The 22,348-nt window shown below is 61.4% G+C and carries 24 protein-coding genes and 1 tRNA gene; 2 read left to right on the top strand and 23 right to left on the bottom strand.

Features of this window, described 5'->3' with window-relative positions; translation table 11 throughout:
- Positions 1-3: 3 nt before the first annotated feature.
- The 5 genes from BGO80_RS17930 to BGO80_RS17910 all read right to left on the bottom strand — a co-directional run bounded on the left by BGO80_RS17930 (position 4) and on the right by BGO80_RS17910 (position 6,536).
- Positions 4-1,431 carry an OmpA family protein gene (locus BGO80_RS17930; RefSeq protein ID WP_286722787.1) on the bottom strand — a complete coding sequence of 476 codons (1,428 nt, stop codon included), beginning with the start codon at positions 1,429-1,431 and terminating at the stop codon, positions 4-6.
- A gap of 231 nt (positions 1,432-1,662) precedes the next feature.
- Entirely contained in the window at positions 1,663-3,105 is a 1,443-nt protein-coding gene (locus BGO80_RS17925; RefSeq protein ID WP_126151304.1) for a porin family protein, read from the bottom strand.
- Positions 3,106-3,565: 460 nt separating this feature from the next.
- On the bottom strand, positions 3,566-4,726 hold the full coding sequence (gene nagA / locus BGO80_RS17920; RefSeq protein ID WP_286722785.1) for an N-acetylglucosamine-6-phosphate deacetylase: 1,161 nt from the start codon (positions 4,724-4,726) through the stop codon (positions 3,566-3,568).
- A complete protein-coding gene (locus BGO80_RS17915) occupies positions 4,723-5,751 on the bottom strand; it encodes an SIS domain-containing protein (protein ID WP_286722783.1) in 1,029 nt (342 codons plus the stop codon). The genes nagA and BGO80_RS17915 overlap by 4 nt, the downstream gene beginning before the upstream one ends.
- Entirely contained in the window at positions 5,748-6,536 is a 789-nt protein-coding gene (locus tag BGO80_RS17910) for a GntR family transcriptional regulator (protein ID WP_126151301.1), read from the bottom strand. Before BGO80_RS17910 ends, BGO80_RS17915 begins: the two co-directional genes overlap by 4 nt.
- A gap of 225 nt (positions 6,537-6,761) precedes the next feature.
- On the opposite strand from BGO80_RS17910, the gene BGO80_RS17905 reads away from it, so the two are divergent.
- On the top strand, positions 6,762-7,655 hold the full coding sequence (locus BGO80_RS17905) for an N-acetylmuramic acid 6-phosphate etherase (RefSeq protein WP_286722781.1): 894 nt from the start codon (positions 6,762-6,764) through the stop codon (positions 7,653-7,655).
- A gap of 145 nt (positions 7,656-7,800) precedes the next feature.
- Positions 7,801-7,890, top strand: a tRNA-Ser gene (locus BGO80_RS17900).
- Positions 7,891-8,048: 158 nt separating this feature from the next.
- Here the strand turns inward: BGO80_RS17900 and BGO80_RS17895 are convergent.
- From BGO80_RS17895 to BGO80_RS17810, 18 genes are all read right to left on the bottom strand, one after another.
- The gene (locus tag BGO80_RS17895; RefSeq protein ID WP_286722779.1) at positions 8,049-9,011 is read right to left on the bottom strand and encodes a hypothetical protein; all 963 of its coding nucleotides are present in this window, start codon (positions 9,009-9,011) and stop codon (positions 8,049-8,051) included.
- Position 9,012: 1 nt separating this feature from the next.
- Positions 9,013-9,405 carry a tail completion protein gp17 gene (gene gp17, locus BGO80_RS17890; protein ID WP_286722776.1) on the bottom strand — a complete coding sequence of 131 codons (393 nt, stop codon included), beginning with the start codon at positions 9,403-9,405 and terminating at the stop codon, positions 9,013-9,015.
- A gap of 13 nt (positions 9,406-9,418) precedes the next feature.
- Positions 9,419-9,766 (bottom strand): hypothetical protein, encoded by a 348-nt coding sequence (locus tag BGO80_RS17885; protein WP_286722773.1) that lies wholly within the window; start codon positions 9,764-9,766, stop codon positions 9,419-9,421.
- Entirely contained in the window at positions 9,750-10,172 is a 423-nt protein-coding gene (locus BGO80_RS17880; RefSeq protein WP_286722771.1) for a hypothetical protein, read from the bottom strand. Before BGO80_RS17880 ends, BGO80_RS17885 begins: the two co-directional genes overlap by 17 nt.
- A gap of 34 nt (positions 10,173-10,206) precedes the next feature.
- Positions 10,207-10,608, bottom strand: a complete 402-nt coding sequence (locus BGO80_RS17875; RefSeq protein WP_286722769.1) for a hypothetical protein — start codon at positions 10,606-10,608, stop codon at positions 10,207-10,209.
- Between the two features lie 3 nt (positions 10,609-10,611).
- Positions 10,612-11,928 carry a phage tail protein gene (locus BGO80_RS17870; protein ID WP_286722767.1) on the bottom strand — a complete coding sequence of 439 codons (1,317 nt, stop codon included), beginning with the start codon at positions 11,926-11,928 and terminating at the stop codon, positions 10,612-10,614.
- 14 nt (positions 11,929-11,942) lie between these two features.
- A complete protein-coding gene (locus BGO80_RS17865; RefSeq protein WP_286722765.1) occupies positions 11,943-12,566 on the bottom strand; it encodes a hypothetical protein in 624 nt (207 codons plus the stop codon).
- Positions 12,563-14,653 carry a tape measure protein gene (locus BGO80_RS17860; protein ID WP_286722763.1) on the bottom strand — a complete coding sequence of 697 codons (2,091 nt, stop codon included), beginning with the start codon at positions 14,651-14,653 and terminating at the stop codon, positions 12,563-12,565. Before BGO80_RS17860 ends, BGO80_RS17865 begins: the two co-directional genes overlap by 4 nt.
- 67 nt (positions 14,654-14,720) lie before the next feature.
- Positions 14,721-16,349 carry a terminase large subunit gene (locus BGO80_RS17855; protein ID WP_286722761.1) on the bottom strand — a complete coding sequence of 543 codons (1,629 nt, stop codon included), beginning with the start codon at positions 16,347-16,349 and terminating at the stop codon, positions 14,721-14,723.
- Complete coding sequence (locus BGO80_RS17850; RefSeq protein ID WP_286722760.1) at positions 16,321-16,710, bottom strand: phage terminase small subunit P27 family; 390 nt, start codon at positions 16,708-16,710, stop codon at positions 16,321-16,323. Before BGO80_RS17850 ends, BGO80_RS17855 begins: the two co-directional genes overlap by 29 nt.
- 1 nt (position 16,711) lies before the next feature.
- Positions 16,712-17,041 carry a phage head closure protein gene (locus BGO80_RS17845; protein WP_286722759.1) on the bottom strand — a complete coding sequence of 110 codons (330 nt, stop codon included), beginning with the start codon at positions 17,039-17,041 and terminating at the stop codon, positions 16,712-16,714.
- Positions 17,038-17,415 carry an HK97-gp10 family putative phage morphogenesis protein gene (locus tag BGO80_RS17840; protein WP_286722758.1) on the bottom strand — a complete coding sequence of 126 codons (378 nt, stop codon included), beginning with the start codon at positions 17,413-17,415 and terminating at the stop codon, positions 17,038-17,040. The genes BGO80_RS17845 and BGO80_RS17840 overlap by 4 nt, the downstream gene beginning before the upstream one ends.
- Positions 17,415-17,750 carry a head-tail connector protein gene (locus BGO80_RS17835; RefSeq protein WP_286722756.1) on the bottom strand — a complete coding sequence of 112 codons (336 nt, stop codon included), beginning with the start codon at positions 17,748-17,750 and terminating at the stop codon, positions 17,415-17,417. Before BGO80_RS17835 ends, BGO80_RS17840 begins: the two co-directional genes overlap by 1 nt.
- 502 nt (positions 17,751-18,252) lie before the next feature.
- Positions 18,253-18,450, bottom strand: a complete 198-nt coding sequence (locus tag BGO80_RS17830; RefSeq protein WP_286722754.1) for a hypothetical protein — start codon at positions 18,448-18,450, stop codon at positions 18,253-18,255.
- 148 nt (positions 18,451-18,598) lie between these two features.
- Positions 18,599-18,985 (bottom strand): hypothetical protein, encoded by a 387-nt coding sequence (locus BGO80_RS17825; protein ID WP_286722749.1) that lies wholly within the window; start codon positions 18,983-18,985, stop codon positions 18,599-18,601.
- Positions 18,986-18,996: 11 nt separating this feature from the next.
- Complete coding sequence (locus BGO80_RS17820; protein ID WP_286722748.1) at positions 18,997-20,649, bottom strand: phage major capsid protein; 1,653 nt, start codon at positions 20,647-20,649, stop codon at positions 18,997-18,999.
- Between the two features lie 9 nt (positions 20,650-20,658).
- Positions 20,659-21,894, bottom strand: a complete 1,236-nt coding sequence (locus tag BGO80_RS17815; RefSeq protein ID WP_286722746.1) for a phage portal protein — start codon at positions 21,892-21,894, stop codon at positions 20,659-20,661.
- A gap of 142 nt (positions 21,895-22,036) precedes the next feature.
- Positions 22,037-22,345: a hypothetical protein gene (locus BGO80_RS17810; RefSeq protein WP_286722744.1), complete on the bottom strand. Its 309-nt coding sequence runs from the start codon at positions 22,343-22,345 to the stop codon at positions 22,037-22,039.
- Between the last annotated feature and the right edge of the window lie 3 nt (positions 22,346-22,348).

The raw sequence follows: 22,348 nt of genomic DNA, 5'->3' as shown, positions 1-22,348 counted from the left end.
CTGCTATTCGTGCTCCTCGAGCACGCTCACGACGATGCGGCGATTCCTGCGTTTGCCATCCTGTGTGTCGTTGCTGGCCACCGGCTGGGATTCGCCATAACCAATGGCGTAGAGCCGATCAGGGGAAACACCGCGCTGAATCAAGGCATTGACCACAGCTTCGGCGCGCGACACCGACAACACCAGATTGCGCTGGTCGTCGCCATCGGAATCGGTGTGACCCTCAATATGGATGACGGCGTCGGGGCAAAGATTGAGGCTGGTGGCAAAGCTGTCGAGAACGGGTGCAGCTCCAGGCGCCAGTACGGCGGCGCCGGACTGGAACAGAATGGCGTTCTGGGCCGACAGGGCATTCACCTCGTCACGACAAAGCGCAATGTTTGAAGCGCCTGAGGCGGGTTGAGACACAGCGGCGGGCGCCGGGGTCTGCTCGACGACGGCAGGGGCCGCCGGCGCTTCCGACTCGGTGGACGCAGGCGCAGATTGTTGAGGCGTAGCAGGCGTTTCGGCTGGCGGGGTCACGGGTTCGACCGGCTCAGAGGGCGCAACTGCGACAACCGGCGCCGGCGTCACATTCACATTCCAGGCCGACGCGCCCGTGCCGAGAATGGTTGCGATCGCGGCAATGCTGTCGGCTTCCTGGCCCTTGCCGGTGACCGACCACATGGTGCCGTCGAACGCCACCTGGCCCTCGGATAGCAGGTCCAATATTGCGACGGCGCGTTCGGCCTGCGCCGCAAAACCCTCTGGCGCGGCGGCGTTGATCTGGCTTTTGTCGGTAAGCGCGGTAGACACGCGGCCGGCCAAGTCCTGCTGCACCGCAGCGGACGGCACCATGCCGCCAATCTCGACCTGGCCACCGGCCTGCTTCACCGCACTCCAGCCATAGGCCGCGACATTGGCTTCAGCGCCGACGGGCGGGCGGATTTCGGCCATGGCCAGGACGACACCAGCGGGGGCACCTGCCGCCAGCACCGACTGGACGGCGTCATAGTCGGCCTGCGTTGCGGCTATTCCCGAAATGGTCACCACATTGGCGCGCAGCGCAAAGCGGCCCTCGGACAGTTTCGAAAGCAGGGTCAGTCCGAGTTCGGTGGCTTGCTGGTATTGAGCCGGAGCACCGCTGCCGAGCTTGAGCCAGTTGACGTCGGCCCCACTCACCTCAGCAAAGCGGTCGCGTGTTGCAGCGTCGGGCGCGTAACCGTCAAAAACCAATACCCCGCCCGGCTGGAGGCTGATGCTCATCCAGTAGTCGGAAATGCGCGGGGGCGGAAGGCTGATCGAAGAATCCGAGCGTGAGGGCGGAGCGCTGGTGATCTGCGCCAGCAAAACCGGCGGTTTCGTATCGACCGCGACCTGTGCCAGGGCCGATGTGCTGGCGAGCAAACCAACAGCCGTGCCCGACACCACCCAAAAGAGCAGATTCCTCAACATCATCAATCCACTGAAATTGCCGCCACGGCGGTGAAACTAGGATAATTCGGCAGGCGTCACAAAGAAAAACGCGTCTCCGCCCCCAAGATCACGCACACTTCACCAGCCGTCGCGGCCAAGAGATGCATGTGTGAGCGCCCTGTCGCGACGCCGCGGGCGAACTGAGGCCCATATACAGAAAGGCCCGGCATGAGCCGGGCCTTTCCGTTCGCATAAGCGAGGCAGAGATTACTGGAAGGCCTTGGCAGCCTTGAAGGTAACCTTGTAAGCGCCGTTCTGGTGAGCTTCGCCAGCGATGGACGAAGTGAAACCACCACCCGGAGCCCAGGCCAGTTCGGCCTTGCCGTAGAAGTCGGTCTGCTGGACAGCAACAGGCTTGTTGGTGCCGTAGACGCCGATTTCACCGGTGATCTTGATGGTTTCGGTCACAGCAGCGACGAGCTGAGCGGCGACCTGGTAGCCTTCGGTGTTAGCAATCGCGGTGTTTTCGTCGTACCAACGACCACCGAGGTTGATGCTCACGCCTTCGGTGACGGTTGCGCCGATGGAGCCGCCGACGCCAACCTGGTTAGCGAGAGCAACGCCGCCGACCTGGCCACCAGCAGCTTCACCCGACAGGGCGATGGTGAACATGTCGAAGGTGGCCTGAGCCGAACCCAGAACGTTCCAGTAGTTGGTGTTCGCAGCGTGGCTCGAGAAAGCACCGGCAGCGCGGACCTTGAAGGCGTCGAAGGTGCCGGTCACGCCAGCATGGACAGCCCAGTCTTCGACAACGCCGTCGAGCACACCACCAGCAAGACCGGTGACGTGAGCGGTGATGCCTTCACCAGCGTATTCGAGAACGCCGACGAGGGTACCAGCAGCCTGACCACCATTGCGAGCAGGGATGCCGTTGAAGGCGTCAGAGGTCGAACCTTCGAGGTTTTCGAGGCCGAGCTTCACGCCAACGCCGTTACCGAGATCGGAAACGACCTGGATAACATGACCACCGGTCTTCGGGTGGTTCTTGGCAAACATGACGCCCTTATCGACGGCGTCAGAGTTGAACAGGCCGAGCCAGTTGAACGGTTCGTCATCGCCGAAGTTGGCAACGGAGCCCTTCTTACCAGCCATGATCACGGTGGTGTCGCCGACGGAGACGAAAGCTTCGTCAACGATCCAAGCGCCGTTCGAGCCAGCGCCGTTCGTGGTGGCGTCGCCGCCAACGGTCGAACCGACATAAACGCCAGCAGCGTTGTAGCCTTCGTTGGTGAAGACGGTGTCGGTCAGGGACTTCAGCTTGATGGTGGCGGAAGCCGGACCGAAATCGCTGTCGGCGGTGCCGACGAACTTCAGCCAGGTTTCGACCTTGGAGCGCCAGTCGTTGTCATAGGTCACGCCGCCGACGACGACGCTGTCGTTGTCCATGACGTTACGGCCACCGGCATGGCTGTTGATCCAAGCAGGGTTGGTACCGCCATTCCAGTTGGCAGCGTAGTCGCCCCACTGGAACTCATACTTCACTTCGCCCGAGATCTGCAGGCAGTTGGTGTCGGACGAGATGGTCAGGCCCGAAAGACCGAGAGCGTCGCAGACGTCCAGCGAGGTGAGAACGCCAAGATCGGCAGCGAAGCCAGCGGTCGAGAGACCAGCGGCAGCAACAGAACCGAGGATAAGGCTCTTGAGTTTCATTAATTGACCTCCAAAGTCAGTCATTTTTTGGTGCCGGTTACCCAGCGGTTTGTCGAAACGCGACCACACTGTTCGTGGTGCTGTGTGTTGCCGTCGCGTTGCGACCGACAAACGATCCCATGCATGGATTCGCAAGACCCACTCTACGCATGCAAAAACAGGACGCAATCGCCGAAACCGGCTTTCGAGGCTGCCACAATCTGGTTGCCATGCGGATGTTGCAGATTCAGCACACAGATTGAAACCAAGTGTTAAGCACCCCTAACAATAGGTTAAAGGCCTCTAAAACAAGACGTTTTCAGAAAGAAGCCGGTTACCAATCGCAGGTGGTGGACCAGCGCCCCTGATATGGCGACCGGACACAGTCTGGGCGGAGCGCTGACACAATTGCGGTGAACCGCATTAAAAAAGTCCCCGCCTCGCGAAGGCGGGGACGCTTGCAAATAGCGAATGAAAGCAATCAGGCAGACCAGACGGCCTCGCCTCCGATCCAGGTGGAGCGCACGGCGCGCTCATTGGAAAGATGCACGAAATTGGCCACCGCCGAATGGCCCAGATGGCCATAAGTGTCGGCAATGCCCATCGCCTCGGCAGGGTAGAGGGAGGCCATCCGGATGACTTCCTCGAAATCGAGACCGATGTGATCGACCATAAAGGTGATGGCATCGATCATATCGAGGTCGGCGCCGGCAAGGGTACCGTCGGCCAGTCGCAGCGCGCCATCGGCACGAGTGATGGTGCGGCCGTTGAGGGTAAGCGTTTTGAGGTCGGTACCGGTCTGCGACATGGCATCGGTGACCAGGAAGATGCGTCCGGGTCCGACCTTGGCGCGCAAGGCGGCAGCAATGGCGGCGGGGTGAACGTGAATGCCGTCGGCAATCAGCCCGGCAAAGACATTGGGATTGGACAGTACGGCGCCGACCACGCCGGGTTCGCGATTGCCCAATTGGCTCATAGCATTAAACAGATGCGTCGCCATTGTGGCCCCGGCGGCAAAGGCGGCGTTGGTGACGTCGTAGCTGGCATCGGAATGGCCGATGCTGACGACGGCACCGGCCCCGGCAAGGGCCGCCACCTGCTGGGGCGTCACCGTTTCGGCGGCGACGGTGCAGAGTAGATTGGGCAGGTCATGCGCTGCCGCGACGGTGCGGGCCAGATCGGCAGCATCCATCGGGCGGATCAAAGCGGGGTCGTGCGTGCCCTTGCGCGCCAAAGACAGGTGTGGACCTTCGAGATGGAGGCCCAGGAAGCCCGGCACGCGCTGCTTCCAGGCTTCCACGCCGGCAGCGATGGCCTCGATATTGACCGCGGCGGTGTCGGTGATCAGCGTCGGCAGCAGAGCGGTGGTGCCGAACTGGGCATGCGCGGCGCATATCGTGCGGATGGATTCCACAGTCGGCGCATTGTTGAACAGCACGCCGCCGCCGCCATTGACCTGCAGGTCGATGAAGCCGGGGACGAGCATGCCGCCATCGAGCGCGTGGCGCTCGGCATTGTCCGGGAGGGCGTCGGTCGACACGATGCCGGCGACATAGCCGAATTCGACCAGCAGTGCCGAACCATCATGCCAGGCATTGCCGTCAAAAATTCGGGCTCCGGTGAAGGCGAGAAGCTGGCTCATAATGTTTCCGTGACTTTCTTGAGCATTGGCGGCTCGTCGGGATTAAGGCCGCGATGGCGGGCCAAAGCCTCAACGAAGCCATAGAAGGACACCACAAGCGCCAAGGGGTCGGTGATCGGGTGACCAGTGGCGGCAAAGGGCAGGCGTCGCGCGGCGCCTCCCAGGTCGCTGGTCAGAAAAGCACTCGCCCCCTGCCCGGCCAGCTTGTGCGCCATGTCCGCCACCGACTTTTCGGCGGCGTCGCGAGCGGCAAGCCCGAGCACCGGATAGCCGGGGTTGACGATGGACACCGGCCCATGCATGACTTCAGCGGCGCTGTAGGACTCGCCCTGGATGCCGCAGGTCTCCTTGAATTTCAGCGCCGCTTCATTGGCAATGGCGAAACCCGGACCGCGCCCCAGCACATAAAGGGCGCTATGCCCATCGAGCGCCGGGATCATCTCAGACCAATCGCAGGCAACCGCCCCGGCCAGGCGCTCGGGCAAGGCGGCGACGGCGCGCTGCAGCTCGACGTCGCCGCTCCAGTGCGCCAACAAGGCCAGACCCGCGACCACCGAGGTCACGAAGGTCTTGGTGGCGGCAACGCTCTTTTCGAGGCCGGCATGCAGTTCAATGGTGAAATCGCTCGATTGGGTGAGCGGCGAGCCGGCGGTATTGGTGATGGCCAGGGTCGTGGCACCGCTGCGCCGGGCCGACTGGGCCATGCCGACAATATCGGGGCTCTTGCCGGACTGCGAAATGGCCAGCGCCACGGCGCGGGAGAGGCGCAGATCCCGTCCATAGATGGAAGCGATAGAGGGCCCGACCGAGGCCACCGGCAGGCCCATTGTCAGCTCGATGGCATATTTGAGATAGGCCGAGGCGTGATCGGAAGAGCCGCGCGCGATGGTGATGACCATGGCCGGATCTTCGGTGCGCAGCCGGGCGGCGGCCTCGCCCAGCACCGGGGATGACGCAGAAAGGAAGCGCGCCACGACTTCGGGAATCTCCTCGATCTCGCGGCGCATATGGGTCATGGCTGTCATGGCTTGCCGGCTCCTGCGGGTGCAGCGTCGCCCAGGCGCAGCTCGGCGACAAAATCATAGGTATCGCCCCGATAGATGGAGCGGGTGAACTCGATGGCGCGGCCGGACGGCAGATAAGAGATGCGCTCTATGAACAGGCCCGCCGACCCCACCGGCACCAGAAGCAGATGCGCATCGGCATCGCTGAGATTGGCGGCTCGAATGCGCTGAATGGCGCGAACAGGGCGATTGCCGGACTTTTCGAGATGCTTATAGAGAGAATCGCCGATCAGGTCCGGATCGGGCAGGATGGAGGAGGACAAGCTGGCACGCTCGATGGCCAAAGGCGTATCTTCGGAGAGCCGAAGGCGGGCGATGCGCGTCACCTGTTCGCCGGCGCCGAGTCCGAGGATCACCGTTTCCTCGGTCGAGGGGTGGTAAAGGCCGCGATCGAGCCATTCGGCCCGTACCGCCATGCCGCGCCGCGCCATATCTTCGGTGAAGGAGGTCAGTTGGGACAGCGATTGCTCGACCCGCTGCGCCTGCTGGGCCACAAAGGTGCCGGAGCCGTGGCGCTGCACCAGCACGCCATCCTGCACCAGTTGCTGCACCGCCTTGCGCACCGTGACGCGCGAGACATCTGTCTTGATGGCCAGGTCACGCTCGGAGGGCAGCGCATCGCCGGGATTGATTGCGCCGCGCTTTATGGCATCTTCGATCCAGCGCTTGAGCTGGAGATAGAGCGGGCCGCCCAGGGGCAGCACGACTGGGCCGTCTGTGAACAGATTTCCGGACGCGTCCGCCACTCAAACCCTCTCAAATCCAAGACAGGCCCCGCCGAAAACCGGCCGGGCCCTGCGCAAAAGACAATACCAATAAAATACCATCCGCCAAGTGCAAACAGCGTGGGCTCCGCAAAATCGGGCATCGCCTTGTTCGCTAACGGCCTTTTATAGCGGATGGTTATGGCTGCTGGGCGGCAGCTGGACAAGTGGTATTTTTTTGGCATTATCGTCGCAGAGGAGAGCGAGATGGCCACACGACAGACCGAACGCCGCCACCCCGATGGCGCGGGGCTGGATCAGCGCCCGGACGCCGACATCCTGTCGGTCCTGTCGCGGGCACAGGCCGAGGCGGCAGTCAGTGTCGCGGACAGCCTGCCGCAACTGGCGGCAGCGGCGCAGCTGGCAGCGGATGCCATCGCCTCAGGCGGCCGGCTGATCTATGCGGCAGCAGGCAGTTCTGGCCTGATGGCGCTGGCGGACGCGCTGGAACTGCCGGGCACCTATGCCATCGACCCGGCACAGATCGTGGTGCTGCTGGCCGGTGGCATGGACTCGCTCATCCATATGCAGGGCGGGCCGGAAGACGATGGGGAGGCCGCGCGTGCGGCGGTGGCAAAGCTGCAGCCGACGTCGCGCGACTGCCTGATTGCGGTTTCGGCCAGTGGCAATACCCCCTACCCGCTGGCAGCGGCGCGCACGGCCCGGGACGCTGGGGCGCGCAGCATCGGCATCGCCAATAATGCCGGCGCCACGCTGTTTTCGGTGACCGATGTGAGCGTGCATCTGCCCACCCCGCCCGAAGTGATCGCCGGCTCCACCCGCATGGGCGCGGCAACGGCGCAAAAGATCGCGCTCAACCTGATCTCGACCCTGATGGCGATTCATCTGGGGCACGTGCATGACGGCTACATGGTCAATGTGATCGCCGACAATGCCAAGCTGCGCGAACGCGCCAGGGGAATCGTCATGGCCATTACCGGCGTCGATGCCGAAAAGGCCGAGCGGGCGCTCGATGTCAGCGATGGCGCGGTCAAGCCGGCGGTGCTGATCGCGGCGGGATGCGGCTCCATCGCTGCCGCTAACGAAATACTGGTCCGCTGCGGCGGCAAGCTGCGGCCCGCCCTGGCGGAATTGGAATAGGCGCGAAACGGCGCAGCCGGAGCAGCCAGGCTTCACTGCCCCTTACGCCCCCAACGGCGGCGGATTTCCGCCACTGGGGAAATTGCGGCCCTTGGGCACAAAGCCCTTGCAATCGAGCCATGGGTGCCTGTATCAGACCCTCACCGGAGAGGTGGCCGAGTGGTCGAAGGCACACCCCTGCTAAGGGTGCAGATCGGGAACGGTCTCGAGGGTTCGAATCCCTTCCTCTCCGCCAGAATTTCCTTTTATCGCGTTGATAAATATCAGGTTTTATCCGCGATCCAAAAGTCTTCCCCACTTTAAGCCCCACTGAGATGCTCGAATCAACCGGGCAACGAAAAAGGCCCGCCCCCGGATGGGAGCGGGCGCAAGGGATGCGTGTAACGCGCATGGCTATGGGCCTTCGCTGGCCTTGGCCTTCAGTCGCTGATACTCGGCAGCGCGTCGGCACTTCTCGCAACAGAACCGATCTGAGGCCCTGCCTACCCTCTGGGGGCGGAAGGGCTTGCCGCACTTTTCGTTGGCACAAATGCGCTCGGGCTGCTCGGCAATGGCCTCGTGACGTTGCTTTTTCTTCCGGTGCTCCTTGGTCAAGTGCAGACACCGATCGGTACAATAGAGCGCCTGCTCGTTCATTGGTTGAAATTCTTCATTGCAACGCAGGCAGTGCCGCTTATCGAGCTTCGAGGCCTGCCACTCCTTTGCGCACGCGGGCGAACAGGTGGCCGCGTTGGGGCTGGTCGTCTTGAACGGCTTGCCACAAGACGGCGCCGCGCAGAGCTTCGTTTCCGCCCGGTCTAACCGAAGAATGTAACCGGCGTGCCAGGCGATTGGGGAAAGCTCGTAACCAGGATAGTCCCAATGGACCTTGGACGCCTTCGCGTGCTCGGGGCAGCAAAAGCGGCGGCCCTTGATCTTGTCGTCATCGTCCAACGGGCCTGCGCACCACAGGCAATAGTCGGGGCCGGTGGTGATGTAGCGCTGGCCTTCTTCGGGGCTGGGGCGAACTGTCTTGCCCAGCTTCGCAAAGGCGCTGGCGATAATGCGCTCGGCTTCGCTATCCGACGCCTGCCAGCCATTCCCAGCTTCTACCATCGCGATGCGCAGGCCGGCGCGGGCATCTCCCTCATAAGACCAGGGCGACGGCTCCGCGTGTTCCATTATGTTCGCCAGCCGATCAGCAGCAACGGCGCGCTGAGACTGGCTGAGAACCTTGTCGTTCTTCTGGATCGAGATAGATGGGAGTTTGGCCTTGGATGGCTGCTTAGAGCCGTACCTGAACTCTTCGAAGCCGCCGAATGCGCCCTTGCCGTATTTGATGCGGGGACCGCTGTACGTCTTCCTCTGAACGGCCATCTCATGCCGTCCGATAGCGTATCCGGAACCCCAGACGGCGGCGCCACGCGTCTCCGCGCTCGCCACGGTCGAAGTGGTCGATGCCGCTCGGGAGAATATGGCTGACCTCGGCTCCCGTGATCGTGCCTCGCCAGTTCGTTAGTACGCCCTTTATCAGGTCGCCCAAAGCATTGGCGGCGCCGAACGACTCCCCCAGCGCGTCAACGACGAATTCCGCTTCCGGATAGAGGCCAGCCCCCCGCAAAGTGGGCTCGTCGGTTTCTCGCGAAAGATGCAAAACCAGCGCCGGCCGCGTCACGGTTTCGGGTGCTGCGATGGGCGAAATCGAGGAAGCAACGGCCATGACCGCGCTGTCTGCCGCGAGGATCGCGGAGACGATGGAAATTGCTGACACGGGGAATTCCTTTTTAGCGGCGGTTTGCCAGCCATTCGAGGGCAGCTGATTCACCGCCCCAGAGGGTGCGCGCATAGAGTCCAAAGGCGGCGCGGGCGAGCGCAGCCAAAGGCCATTCGGCGGCAAGGGCTGAGAATTTCCGATCTGGCAGCGCTGCCGCGTAGACGGCCGCCACCGCTGAGGGGTGGCACCGGAGGAGCGACACAGCAAGCGGCCGCCCTGACCAGCCCATGCCTACCGTGGCGCGCAGGTTCTCGGGGATGCGCTGATCCTCAATCGCGAATAGGCGGCATGCCCCAAGCCGGTCGGGAAGTTCCGGCAAGGGGCCGTCATAGGCCAAGGCGTCAAGCGGCGTCGTCATCTGCGGCCGGTGGGTTTTGGAGGCCGGCAAGGCTAACCTCGCGCATAGCGATGATTTCCGCGACCTTGGCCCGCATCATCATTGACGCCATTTCCTCGCTGCGCTGTTCGCGTAGCTCGGTGAGCGTGCAGCCGTGCGTGAAAAGCGCCAGGCCATCACCCAGCTTACCAGCCACCGCGCGAAGGCTGACCTTCTTGAGCGCCGTTTTCATAGTGCCATCGTGCAGACCAATAGAGGCAAGTTTGGTCAGCGCTGCGATGTTAAAGCCCTCAAGCGCGGACTGGATTTTGCCGTAGTATTCTGGGCCGAATTCCTCTTCGAGCGCCTGCATGGCTTCGAGATTGAATTCGACATAGGCATCTTCGCCGGCCTCAGGGAAAGGCAGGCGGCGAGTATTTTCAGACATGTTGACTCCGTAAAAAAGCCCGCCGAAGCGGGCATCAGGTCCAGTGTTCTTCGGATCGAAAGTCCGGCGGTATGGGCGTCATGGCCTCCAACCGTTCAGCAGCGGCCCGCAGGGCGGCGCGCTCGGCCATGACGCTCTCCGGCACCGGACGGCCGTCGGTCGGATCAGCAGCGCGGGTCACATACCAGTCGGTGTATTTCAGACGGCGGCCAGCCTCGCGCTTCACCATCTCGACAGTGACGGGCTCTGGCGGCGGCGGCACGAACTCGCCATCGACATATCGCCAGCCCGGCATGATCTCGATGCCGGCATGGATTTCATGTCCTTCAGGGCAATAGTCGAACTGCGTCTGTAGCTGCAGGTCCGAGCCGGCCTGCCCCGAGCTGGTCACGAGACCGTCCTCGCTGCGCACGATGGTAAATGCGAAATCGCTCATGGCTCACCGCTTGAGGTTCATGATTGCGAAGGTCGAGCCGGGCAGCATTTTCCAGTATGCCAGCCCGCTCTCATTGTCCGCGTGAAAGGTGAAATTGTAGGTGCCGGGGTTGATGTTCTGCCCATGGACCAATGAGACGCCAAAGGCGAAGTTATCGTCGTAAAAGGCCCGATACGACTTCATCTCGGCGCCGTTATACTTCAACGAGTATCGAATATATCCGGTGACTTCTGAGCCAGAGGTCGGGCGATCCAGGAAGCCCGCCGCGATGATCATTACCCGTCCAGTGGTGACCGTGAAATTGCCGGAGGCCAGGATGCCTTGCTCGCCATTGCCGGTAAACACGACCATATCGGTGATGGCATTGCCAGCCACCTTGTCGGTGATGACGACGCCGTTGACCATCAGGCTCGACGTATCGATCGCGCCTGCGCTGATCTTGCCTGCCACAATGGCGCCAGCCTGCAGGTTCTCAGCAGACACTGCATTGGCAGCGATCTTGCCCGCCTCGATTGAGCCGGAGAAAATGTGACGCGCACGCACCGCGTCGGACTGCAGCGAGTTGGTGGATACGCTATTGGCAGCCATCTTTTCGGCGGTGATCTGGCTTGCGCCGATCTTCTCAGCCGATATAGCGCCCGCCAGGATCGCGGAGGCAGTGACGGCGCCCGCTGCGATCTTGGTCGAGGTAATGGCATTGGCCGCTATGGTGTCGGCAGTGACCGCCCCTGCTGCCAGCTTCTCGGTGGAGATAGCGCCGGCCGCAACCTTAGCCGCTGTGACAGCACCACTACCCAGCTTGGCCTCGGTGATCGCCTGATTGACGATCTTGTTCACCGATACCGCATTGTTGGCGATGTTCTGTTCGTTCACGGCCAGCAATGCGAGCTGGTCGGATGTGACCGCGCCGTTGCCGATCTTTTCGCGCGTCACCGCATTGTTGGCCAGCTTATCGGTCGAGATCGATCCGTTGGGGATATCGGTCGGGGACACGGCGCGCGCTGCCACGGGCTGTCCGGCGGTATTCGAAGCTGGATACTGCACCCCAAGATTGCCAGCCGGGTCAACTGCCCGAACCCAGACATAGCGGGTGTTGAGGTCGGTCAGCCCAGAGCGGGTATAGACCGGCAGCACAGTCTCCGCGATCTTGGTGGCGGCGGCGCGGTTATTGGTCGTCGCCTCCCAGATTTCGAACTTGGCCGGCTGCATATAGCTTCGGCAGCCCTGTCCGCTTGGTGCAGAGTACGAGATCACGAGGTTATAGCCGCCCACCACGCTCGCAGAAGCAAGCGCGGTGACAGCAATTAGCGATATTGGCATTGTCCACCTATCTTCTAGGCATCATTGGCGATGGCGTTAAGCGGCAAGCCGGGGGTGTCCCCCCAACGGTGGATCACCGCCTGTTCGATCATGTCCGCCCATATCGTGGTGGCGAGGACGTGTCCGCCCAAGGAGAACCCCGATTTTCGCTGCGCCTCCATGAGCCTGAGGCCATCGCGCTCGGGGCGGAAGTCAGCGGGATCAATGCCCGGATCGATAGACGGAACCGGCGCGCCTGCAATTTCGGGAAGGTCCATCAGGTGGTAGGGCGATTGCTCGCTAGTGACCATAAAGGAGTCGGCTTTGCCGTCGCTCCATCCCGCCAAGAAGGCTTGGAAATGCGGTTGGCTAGGCGTCGTCATTCGGCAATAATCGAGCAGTGCGGGCACCATGGACCGGAAGAACCTGTTCCCCTTCCTTGCCGCGCCGATGTCAGCAAATGCATCGCCAAACGTGGCGGCGATGTGAGCGACGGAAGGCGAAGGCCCCCGCACTGCAACGGCCATTCGCTTCCCAGGGAAAGTGAAAGTCTTCGTTACCTCACCGACAAAGATGGGTGGCGCCCCGTCCGTATAAGCTGCTGCGTCAGAGTGCATGACGATGCGGTCATGCATGCGAAAAACGTTGACGGCCGTCATGCCGCGACCCTTTCATCTTCGAATGAGGGGCGAGGCTTCAATAGTGGCCCCACCTCGCCACCAAGACCGCCGATGACAGCACCGATGGGACCGCCTGCGGAGAAGCCAGACAACGCCCCACCAAGGCCGCCCATGAGTGGATTGGCCGATTGATAGCCCATGCCTAGACCGCCTAGGCCGGCCGAAAGCATGCTGCCGCCTTGACCGCCAAAAAGCTGACCAAGACCGCCAAAAATGCCGGACTGCGAGCCGTCTTTAGCGCCAGACTTCACGGCGTCGCCTAAGATAGTCGCGTAACCGTCAGGGCCAATCCATGCGCCATCCAAAGCCGCGCCGGTTTGAGGGCTTGCCCAATTTTCCAGGTTGAACAGGTCGTTTAAGTTTTGGCTTCCCAGCTGGGCAAAGCCGCGCATGGCGTTGTCTAGGAATGCGTCGAAATCCTTGGTAGCGCCGCTGAAGACGTCGCCCAGCACGTCGCCAATGGTTTCGAGCGTGGCCCGCATAGATTCGGAGGCCTTTTCCCGAACCTTGGTCTCTCGCTCAACCATCGAGATCAAGCCTGCGATCCGCTTTCCCTCTTCGCTGGTCAGTTCGACACCGACTTGACGGAGCTCATTCGAAATCCTGCGCTGCAGCTCGGACTCATGGACCACGGCAAGCTCATGTTCGAGCGATGCGATTAGGTCATCAACGGCCTTCTGCTGCCGCTGGGCTTCGCTGACTGCTTTGGATCGCCCACCGGACCCGCTACCCCCAAGGATTGGATAGTCTGACAGCTTCACCGGCTTGACTGGTTTCGGTGGCGTAAAGGTCTTGCCGAACTCTGCCCAAGAGGGAGCGGCGCCTATATCGTCGGAATTAGCCGCCGCGAGGTGTGCCGCGATGGCTGCATTGCGCAGGGAGATAAACTGCTCTACCAGGCCGCCGATTTTGGTTTCAAGGCGCGCGAAGTTGGGGTCAGCGTCCCCAAGCGCAGCAATGGCATCGGCCGCGAGTTCCGCGCTTCCGCGACCGGCAAGAAGTTGGTCGATGAAGTCAGCAAAAGCGGCGGTAACTTCAGGGCCGAACATGCCGGCCGAATTCAGTTTGAGATTGATCAGCGCCTGTTCAATCCCCGCCAACTGCTCCTCGGTGGTTGGCGCAGCGGCGTTGATACCCTCGAAAAACTGCGCCACCTGCTCGACTGCGGCGCCGATGGCGTCGAGTTCGCGAATGGTCCCGTCAAACATCTGGTTGCCGAGTTCATCGAACCGCTTAAGAAGCCAGTTCAGGCGCTCGTTTTCGGTCAGACGCTCGATGCTGCCGGCAAGACCGTCGATAGCTTCCGCAAACCCGGCGCTTGCGCCTGTAGTCTGGTCGAACTTGCCGGCCGCATCCTGAAGAACGTTTTGCAGGCGAACCAAGCTCTGTGAGACGGTTGTCTCGGATCCAGAAACCTTCTCTTCGAGCACGACACTGCCGGCTTCGAAAGCCCGGAAAAACGCCTGTGAGCTGATTTTGCCATCATTGATGAGCGTGCGGAGCTTCGAGACGCTGCCACCAGCCTCGTCCAGCCCATCGGCCACAGCCTGCGCTATGGTTGGAGTGCCCTCCAAAATCGAGTTGTATTCCTCGGCACGAACGATGCCGGCGCCCAGTGCTTGGCTCAGTTGGAGCAACGAACCGCTTGCCGTCTGCGCGTCGGTCCCGGCAACACGGAGAGCAAGGCTAATGCGGTCCGTGAAAGCCAGCATTTCCTCGGTAGAGGCGCCAAGTTCTTTCTGTGCCAGGCTGATGCGACTGAACAGGGTAGCCAGGCTCGAAATCGGAGCCGCGTTCTTTTGCGCCGATTCAAACAGCGAGTCATAAACGCGCGTAAGGTTTTCGCCCTCGTACCCGGCCACCTTCAACGCGTTGCGAACTTGGGTTGCCGCGTCGAGCAAGCGCGCCGTTCCGCGCAGGGTTTGAGCCCCGGCGAAGACGGCGGCGATGCTGGTGCCGATCTCGCGAAACGACTTCGCAAAATCCTGCCCGCTCGCCTTCATTCTCGAAAAGGTGCGCTTCGTATCGCCATCGGCCTTGGCCAAGGCTTTGTTGTATTGATCCATTTTCGCCTCGAGCGAAACTACGAGGCGCGCCAATTGTGCGTTATCTACCATTTCGGGAACCTATTGGTTACGCAGACGGCGCAGAGCGCCCGGTAAGGTCTTCGTAGGAAAGCTCGCGCTCTTCATCGAATACAGCGGCCAGGCACACTGCCATGATCGCGGCAACAGCACCGTCGATCTTGAGAGACCGTGAGTGCGTTTTGGTCGGCTTGATATTGCCGTTGGGGTCTGGTTTTGGTGTCGGCACGTTGGCAAAACACCACCGCAAGACATCGTGTCCGCCATGGTGAAATCTGCCGTCCAGAATCGCCTTTTCGGTCGCCTTCATCGATGGAGACATCAGCGAATAACGCTGTGGGATTTCCACCACCGGTAAGCCATCGTCTAGCAACCGCGACATCATGCGTCGGGCCTGCCACGGGTCGAAGCCGATGCGCTGGACATCGTACGTGTCGGCCATATCGCGGATGTAGGCTTCAATCGCGTCTTCGTCGATTGAGCTACCCTCGGTGGCCTCGATCAGTTCGGCTTCCGTCCATTCGATATAGGGCACACCATCATCGTTGGTCCGCTGCTGTACGGACTCGGCGGGCACCCATAGTTTCGGCAGAACATAGAAGCGCTTTGCTTCCGCGTCATAGAACACCAGAACCGCTGCCGTCAGGTCAGAGGTTGCCCCCATGTCCACGCCAATGAAGCATGGCAGATGCTTGACCTCTTCGAGGTCGAAGCCTTCCGCAGCGTCATATATTCCTAGGTCAATCCACGGATCGCCAACGCCGGAAAGCCACTGATTCAGATGGTATCTTTGGAATTCGGCCCGTGCCGTGGCGCTGGTCTCTGCGATCATCGCCAGGTTGCGGAGAACGTCTAGCGACTTGTACTTGCCCAGCCCGAACGTGACCCGCTTCCAGACTTCAGCATCGCGCCAATCGTCGTCCGCGTCGGCTTCATAGACCACGGGAAGCCAAGAAGGATTGTGTACCTTTCCTGAGGCGATATCCCTGCTGATGGTGTAGAGGCGGTGACCAATACCACCGACGCCTTGGCCTGCTGTTGTTGCCACCATAGCAAGCGGCGTGGTGGCCGTGATCTTTGCCTGAGCTTTCAGGAGAACGTCCCACAATCGATCCGCCTGCCGGGTCCACGCGTGGGTCTCTTCAGCCAGGATGAAGAGCAGGGTTTGCCCTTCGTTGGCGCCCGGTGAACGGCTGGTGACCTTCAGCATGGAGCCGCTGGCAATATGCTCGATTTCCTGAGTCAGGGCATTCGAGACAATGCGGTATTTGCTGGCTAGATCGTCATCGTCCGGATACCTGCGGCGAACAAACCCCTCAACTATGCCAAAGGCAGTCCCACGGGCCTGCTCTCGGGTAGCAGCGGCAATGACAAGCTGGCCATTGGGAATGCGGAAATCAGGATGGCAAAGCAACAGGAGGGCACAGGCAGCGGCGAGCGTGGATTTGGCGGAGCCAGAGGGAAGGTGGAGGTAAACGGTTTGCGCCTTGCGCCGGCCGGTGACAGGATCGACGTCGCCAAATACCTTGCGAACAATCCGTTCCTGCTCGCGGATGAGCGTAAACGGCTCGCCATTGGGCAAAATGAGCGTCTCGATAAAGTCGACTGCCTTTTGCCCTAGCCCCCACGGATCAGGGAGCGGCGAGTCATCAATAATCCAATGGGGCCGAAGGTCCATCAGGGACTTTCTTGTCCTTCGGAGTAGCGCCGGAGACGATGCCCAACTTCTCGGCCAGCCTCAGCATTTGCTGGCTATATGCGAGCTGAGCGCGCACCGCCGGGTGTTGCTTCGGCGGTTGACCCTTTAGGCCTTGAAGAAAACGCCCCTGCTTCTTCAACGTCGCGGCGCAATCACTCGAAGCCTCGAACGCCTCGCAATAACTCTGCACCAGCGCCAGGTGATCGTCTGTCAGGTTTTCCCCAAGGCGGGTGATAACCTTTTTCCACTCAGCTTTGCCTACAGGGCCAAGTGTCGATGGAGCGCGGGGCGTGTACTTACGGGGCGCCGGCTGGACCAGCGCAATAACATTGTCGGCCATTTCACGGGTCCAGATTGAGTGAGGTGGCGTGCAGATCGACGCCGACTTTGTGGCCCACCGGGATAATCGCGGTGATGTTCCAAACCTTGCCCTCGTGAATGATCCTGTCATAGGGCTTAAGATCGTTGCGCCAGCGGATCGAAAAGACCGCGACATGCGAGCTAGAGACTTGTCCTGCCTGAAGAAATTCGCGGCCAGACTGGTAACGCACACGCGACCAGAGCGCCTGGTAGTTGTGCCAGACTTCGGTGGTGAAACCGCTACTGGTAACGGTGGTGGCGCGCTGGATTTGAATGCGGGACCGCATTTCGCCGGGGTCGAGTGTCGTCATGATCCGGCGACCTTCTTTGCAGCGGCGTTGATCGCTCGGGTCAGCCGGCCGCGATGGCGCTTTTTCATGGCTCGATATGACGGCCAGAAAAACGGGATCGGCTCGACGCCTTCGGCATTCCCGAACTCGACAAATGCCGCATGGTCCGCGTCCGCGTCGTCGCCAGCCCGCACGAAGACTTGAAGTTCGTGCTTGCCATCGACCTTTTTGATCGAGTCCTTGAGGTCAGCGTGATCGACCGGCGCCAGGGCCGTGGCCATCGCCACCATTTCATCGGCTGATTTTTCGAGCGCTTTCCGTATCCCGGCTTTCGCTTCCACCGGCATCGCCTTCAGCTTGCGGCTGAGTTGCTCGAGGCCGTCTATCTTGACCATCAGGGCGCCCCCTCTTCAACCGGTGCGCCGCCAAAGCCCCAGACCCGATTGGGTGCTATCAGTTCATCCCACGTGTGCGGCAATACCGGAGCGAACCGGTTGAAGTAATAAATCGCCACGTCGAGCCGGATCGCGGCCTCAATGTTCGGCGGCACGGTTTCCATGTCTACGGGGTGGACACCGCAAAATTGCTGGATCCGGTGCTCGGCAGCAACGATCAGCGAACGGATGAAAGTTTCGTCGGCAGGCCGGCCGAAGAATGGGTCGCGATCTACTTGGAGGTAGTCCCAGACTGCGGTTTCGCTCGTGGCGATGGGTGCGGGCTCGTCTGGCATTTGCTAGATTCCTAAATTCGGAAAAAACCGGAGCGGGGCTGTATTTTTTTGCATGGGGCGGGCTGTCTCTGATCGATCGCCCATTGCCTTCGCATACCCCCGTCCATCCATTAGCGCGGCTCGCTGGCGGCCATTGCGCCGATTCTGGTGCTGGGGTGGCGGCTATGGCTTTCGCCCGTCAGTGAGGCTCGAAAGCGCATAGCCATAGGCGGCTTCCTTGGCATTGCAGCTATGGCAACCAGGTCGCCAATTCCGCTTGTCCATGCGGAGGTCGGGACGAAGGCGTATCGAGATGAGGTGCATCACGACCTTTGCAGGCTTGCCGCACACCGCGCATTGCTTGTTCTGTGGGAGGGACAGGAAGGCAGCGGCCTCTCGTCGCCAGTCTGACCCATAACCTCGGCTATGCGCACTGCCTCGTTTGCGCATGGCTTCGGCTCGTCTGGCTGCGTTGCATGGGCAGGTCTGGCCAGATGACACGATCTTCCCGCAAGTACAGAGCCTAGGCGGCTTGCTCGGCATAGCTGTTCTGATTGAGTTGCCAGGCGATGGTGGCCTTGGCCTCAGGGCTCAATACGATAGCGGTGAGCTTGCTTCGCTCGAAGGCAAGGGCTGCTGACTTGCAGTAGAATAGCTGACCTGGATGGCTGGGCCTGAATAGCAGGCCGGACCATAGACAAACGCGGGGCTCAAGCTTCATTTGGGTTTTCCTGATGATTCAGGGAAAGCCCGCGCAGGATAGGAGGAACTGCGCGGGCCATGCCGAACGCCGGGATGGGGACTTGAGCGAATGCTCACGTTCGGCGGTATCGGGCGATCACACTGATGAGGAAGACCGCCCAATCTGGTTAGGCGACGGGCGCCAGAGATGCGTGGCCCTGAATGGCGGTAGCGCCAAGGGCGATGGACGTGCCGCCGGCCTTGGTCACGGCGATGCGCGCATAACGCCTGCTACCCACGTAAGCGAGCTTATACGCACTGGCCGCTTCGAGCGTGGCAGGAACGGAGCCCTGCACAGCGGCGGCCGGAGCATCAACGAAATCGCCGCTGGTGGTGGTGTCCGAATGCTGGACCTTCACAGCGAAATCGCCGTCACCGACGATAGCGCCGGAGTGGATGGCGAAGACCAGCGAAGCGAAACCGACAGTATCGATCGCGGCGCCGGTGGTGGCTGCGGACTGCACGGCGGGTGCGAGGGCAGGCGAAACCTTGATGTGGGAGATGAGGTCTTTCATGTTTCTGCTCCTTACGCCGTCGCAACCTTGAGCCACTTCACCGCACGGCTATCACCAAGCCCGCCACCAACGCGCTTGTAGGTGTCGAGAATGATCTTGCCCTTTTGGGTCACCGCATCGCGTTCGACGCGGATGCCCTGGCGATCGACCACTACATAGCCGGCCTTATGGTCCCCGAAGGCGATCGGGAATTTGTCGGTGCCGATTTCGTCCATCGTGTTGTCGATATGGACCGGATATCCCAGCAGATGACCGGATTCGGGGGAGTCGCTGAGGTTGCCGTGATCGGCAAACATAAAGCGCTTATTGCTGTCCTGGATCTCGCGAATGCGGATCAGGGTCGAATTGTGCATGCGGAAAGCGCCGTTCTGGCGGAAGCGCGGATGCACAGTCAGCACCAGCTTAATCAGGGCTTTGGCCCAGTTATCATCGGTCGGTGCCGATGCGTGACCAGCCGGCAGGTACTCCATAGAGCCCCATGCGCGGGTTGCGTCACCAGTGGCAACAATCGGATAGGTCGCAATGCCCTTGGGCTTGTTGCCGACGCCATCACCGATATGGAAGGCAGCGCCTTCGGTCACGGCGAAATCATTGGCCACCCAGTTGTTGAACCAAGCGGCGACATCGAAGGATGCATCTTCGAAGAGATGGCGCGAGCCGGCCGGAGCGGCGTACAGTTCTCGGACCCCGTAGCTATGTTCGATAAGCGACGGGCGGGGAGTGTCCTGAGGCCGGGTGTCGAGCTCGCCGACCCACTGCGCACCGCTTTCGGCGGTGGAGTAGTAACGCGTGTAGGTGTCGCCGCTGATTGTGACGACATCGGCAAGCTGGCGCAGCGGCGAGATATCGTTGAGCAGATTGCGAATGGTGCGATCAACGGTCGGCAGCACGAAGAAGCCGCCATCGGGATCGCTGGAAGTCGAAGCGGCACGAACTTCCGCATCGTTGCCGGTGCGCAGATAGGAAGCCAGGGCACGAACCTCACGTTCGACCTGTTCGTTCTCGTTGCGAGCCGTGGCCGGAACACGCTGGGAGCGCACTTCCATGTCATCAAGGCGAGTCTGAAGCTCAGCAAAGCGGGCTTCCAGATCGGGCACGGGGGTCGCAGCCGGTGCCGGGGTGGCGACGGCGCGGACTTCGGGTGCCGGGGCTTCCGGCGTGGTGATCGCTTCAGGCATGGTGCCTCCAATGTTGCGAACGTTCGTGATCCGGGCGCGGGGCGCTGCCGGCGTGGGGGTCAGGCTGATTTCGTGCAGGTCAACGGCCTTTACGATCCATTCGCCTTCCGGGCCGAACTCGACATCCACGTAGCGGAAGCCGATGGAGAGCCCGGTTGTCGTACCGGCCTTGGCGTGCTCGAAAGCCTGCTTGCCGGTTTCTGTGGCGAGGGCGAATTGTCCCCGCACGAACAGGCCTTCGGCCCGTTCTTCGATGATCTCCCAGAGCCCGCACGGTTCGCGGTGCTGCCACAGCATGGCAGGCGCCGTTCCATTGGTGCGGTGCTGAGCGAGAGAAGCTGAGAAAGCGCCAGGCTGAACCATGTCGCCATAGGCGTCGGGCTCATTCCAGCGAGAGGCGATGCCCTCGATCACGCCGGTATCGGCAGACGTGAATCGGACGCTCAGGTCCAAGGTGCGGACCTGATTCAGATCGGGTTTTGTCATGGTCTGGCCTTATGCGGCGGGGGCAGAATTGCCGGTGGCGTTCGGGCTGGCGCCCTGAACCGGATAAAGGGCATCCGCCCCGTCGATCTTCGGCATGTTGAGGCGGGCGCGGCCATCGTTCGGGGTGGCGATGGGGCCGCCAACAAGTAGGCGAAGCGCCTCGGCGGTGGACTTCGCATCGGCAGAAGTCAGCGCCGCCGTCTCGTGCTCGACATACAGGGTCTTGCGCTCTTCGGGGGTGAGCATACAGCGCGAAATGGCCCCGGAAATTTCGGACAACCAAGGCCCGATTGTGAATTGCACCGTCTGCTTTCCGAGTGCTTCAGAATTATTGAGCGAGGCGTCGGCAAGCTCGGCCAGGAGTGTCGGGCTAAGGCCGAAGTGACGGGCAATTTCCAACACCTGCGCCTGGCGGGTGGCGCCGAACTCGGCATCCACGGACTTCATAGTCAGCGGGATATATTCAACATCGCCACCCAGAACGCCGGGGCGTCCATCCTTGACGTCTTCGAGCCACTGATCAGCGGCCTTGTTCGCGGCTTCGGGATCAACACGGCCTTTGAACTTCAGCAGGCAGGCAGGGCGCCCGTCGCTCTTGAACAAGGCAATTGCCGTCCGCTCAAGGTGCAAGCCCAGCTCGATTGCCCTTGACGCATTCTTCACCGGAGAGCAGCCAGCGGGGGCCTTGATGTGCAGCACATCGGTGAAGCCCAGCACCTCCTGGCGGCCGTTCTTGAGCGTGATCCGGTAGGTCGGCTCTTGCGTGGCCGCGTCATACTCTACGGTGGCCTTTTCGAGAATCTGGACTTCGCGGATCGTGCGGGGCCTGCCAGCGCGGATCACACGGGCGAAGGCTTCGCCATCCACCAGCGCCGTCTGCACCATGTCACGAATGAGCCGATTGGCAGGGGTCCACGGATTGGCAAAGCCATGTCGGCCTAGCAGCACCTCAATGGCATGATCGCGCTCGCGTTCACGGCTCCCGCCTTCGGTGCGGCGGTAGAGATGCACCGGGGCCGATGCTGCCAATGTCGAGATAATGCGCAGGCAAGCGGCGGATGGGGAGTACGATTCCGCCCGTAGCCGCAAGCTGCTCGGCAGGCCGTCGGCACCAGATACCAAGCCAAGCAGTTCGAGCAGGTCGGTATCGGATTGTACCGCCCGAACCTGCCCCCCTGCGACCAGCCAGGTGCGCGACGTATCGACGGTGCGCCGATCCGGCGTCCGGTTGAATGGCCAAACCATGCGGCCTCCATCGATGTGGAAAAGGAAAAACCCGCTGCGGTGGAAACCGAGCGGGCTATGATGTTCGCAGTTGTTGCGTTGTACGGCTTTTGCTATTGATTCTGCTCGATAGCAAGACGTTTGATAGCAACAGTCTTAGAGCCTAGAGTGGTGCAACTCGACTCATTTTACCCTGTCTTCGCGTCATCAGTGCGTCGATTGCTGCCAATGCAGCCGCCACTTTGGGTTTATTGTCCCGCGAATTAATTTCGTCCTGACTCAGGTAGCGGATTCGATCGTCTTTCACCTCAATTCCGAGTGCTTTCTCAGCCTTTGAGAGAATTCGAGCCAGCTTCACGCGGCCGACACCAACGGAGGCGGCAGCTCGATCGCGGTCCAGTGTCAGCCAGCCGGAAGGCGATGGCGTGAGGGTGGCCAGGTAAATCGACAAGGCCTCTAGGTGTTCGTTCATTGA

Origin of the sequence: Devosia sp. 63-57, from assembly GCF_001899045.1 — a bacterium.
Lineage (GTDB): Bacteria > Pseudomonadota > Alphaproteobacteria > Rhizobiales > Devosiaceae > Devosia > Devosia equisanguinis.
The sequence above is the reverse complement of the archived record's forward strand: the minus strand, read 5'-3'. Positions and strand labels throughout refer to the sequence as shown.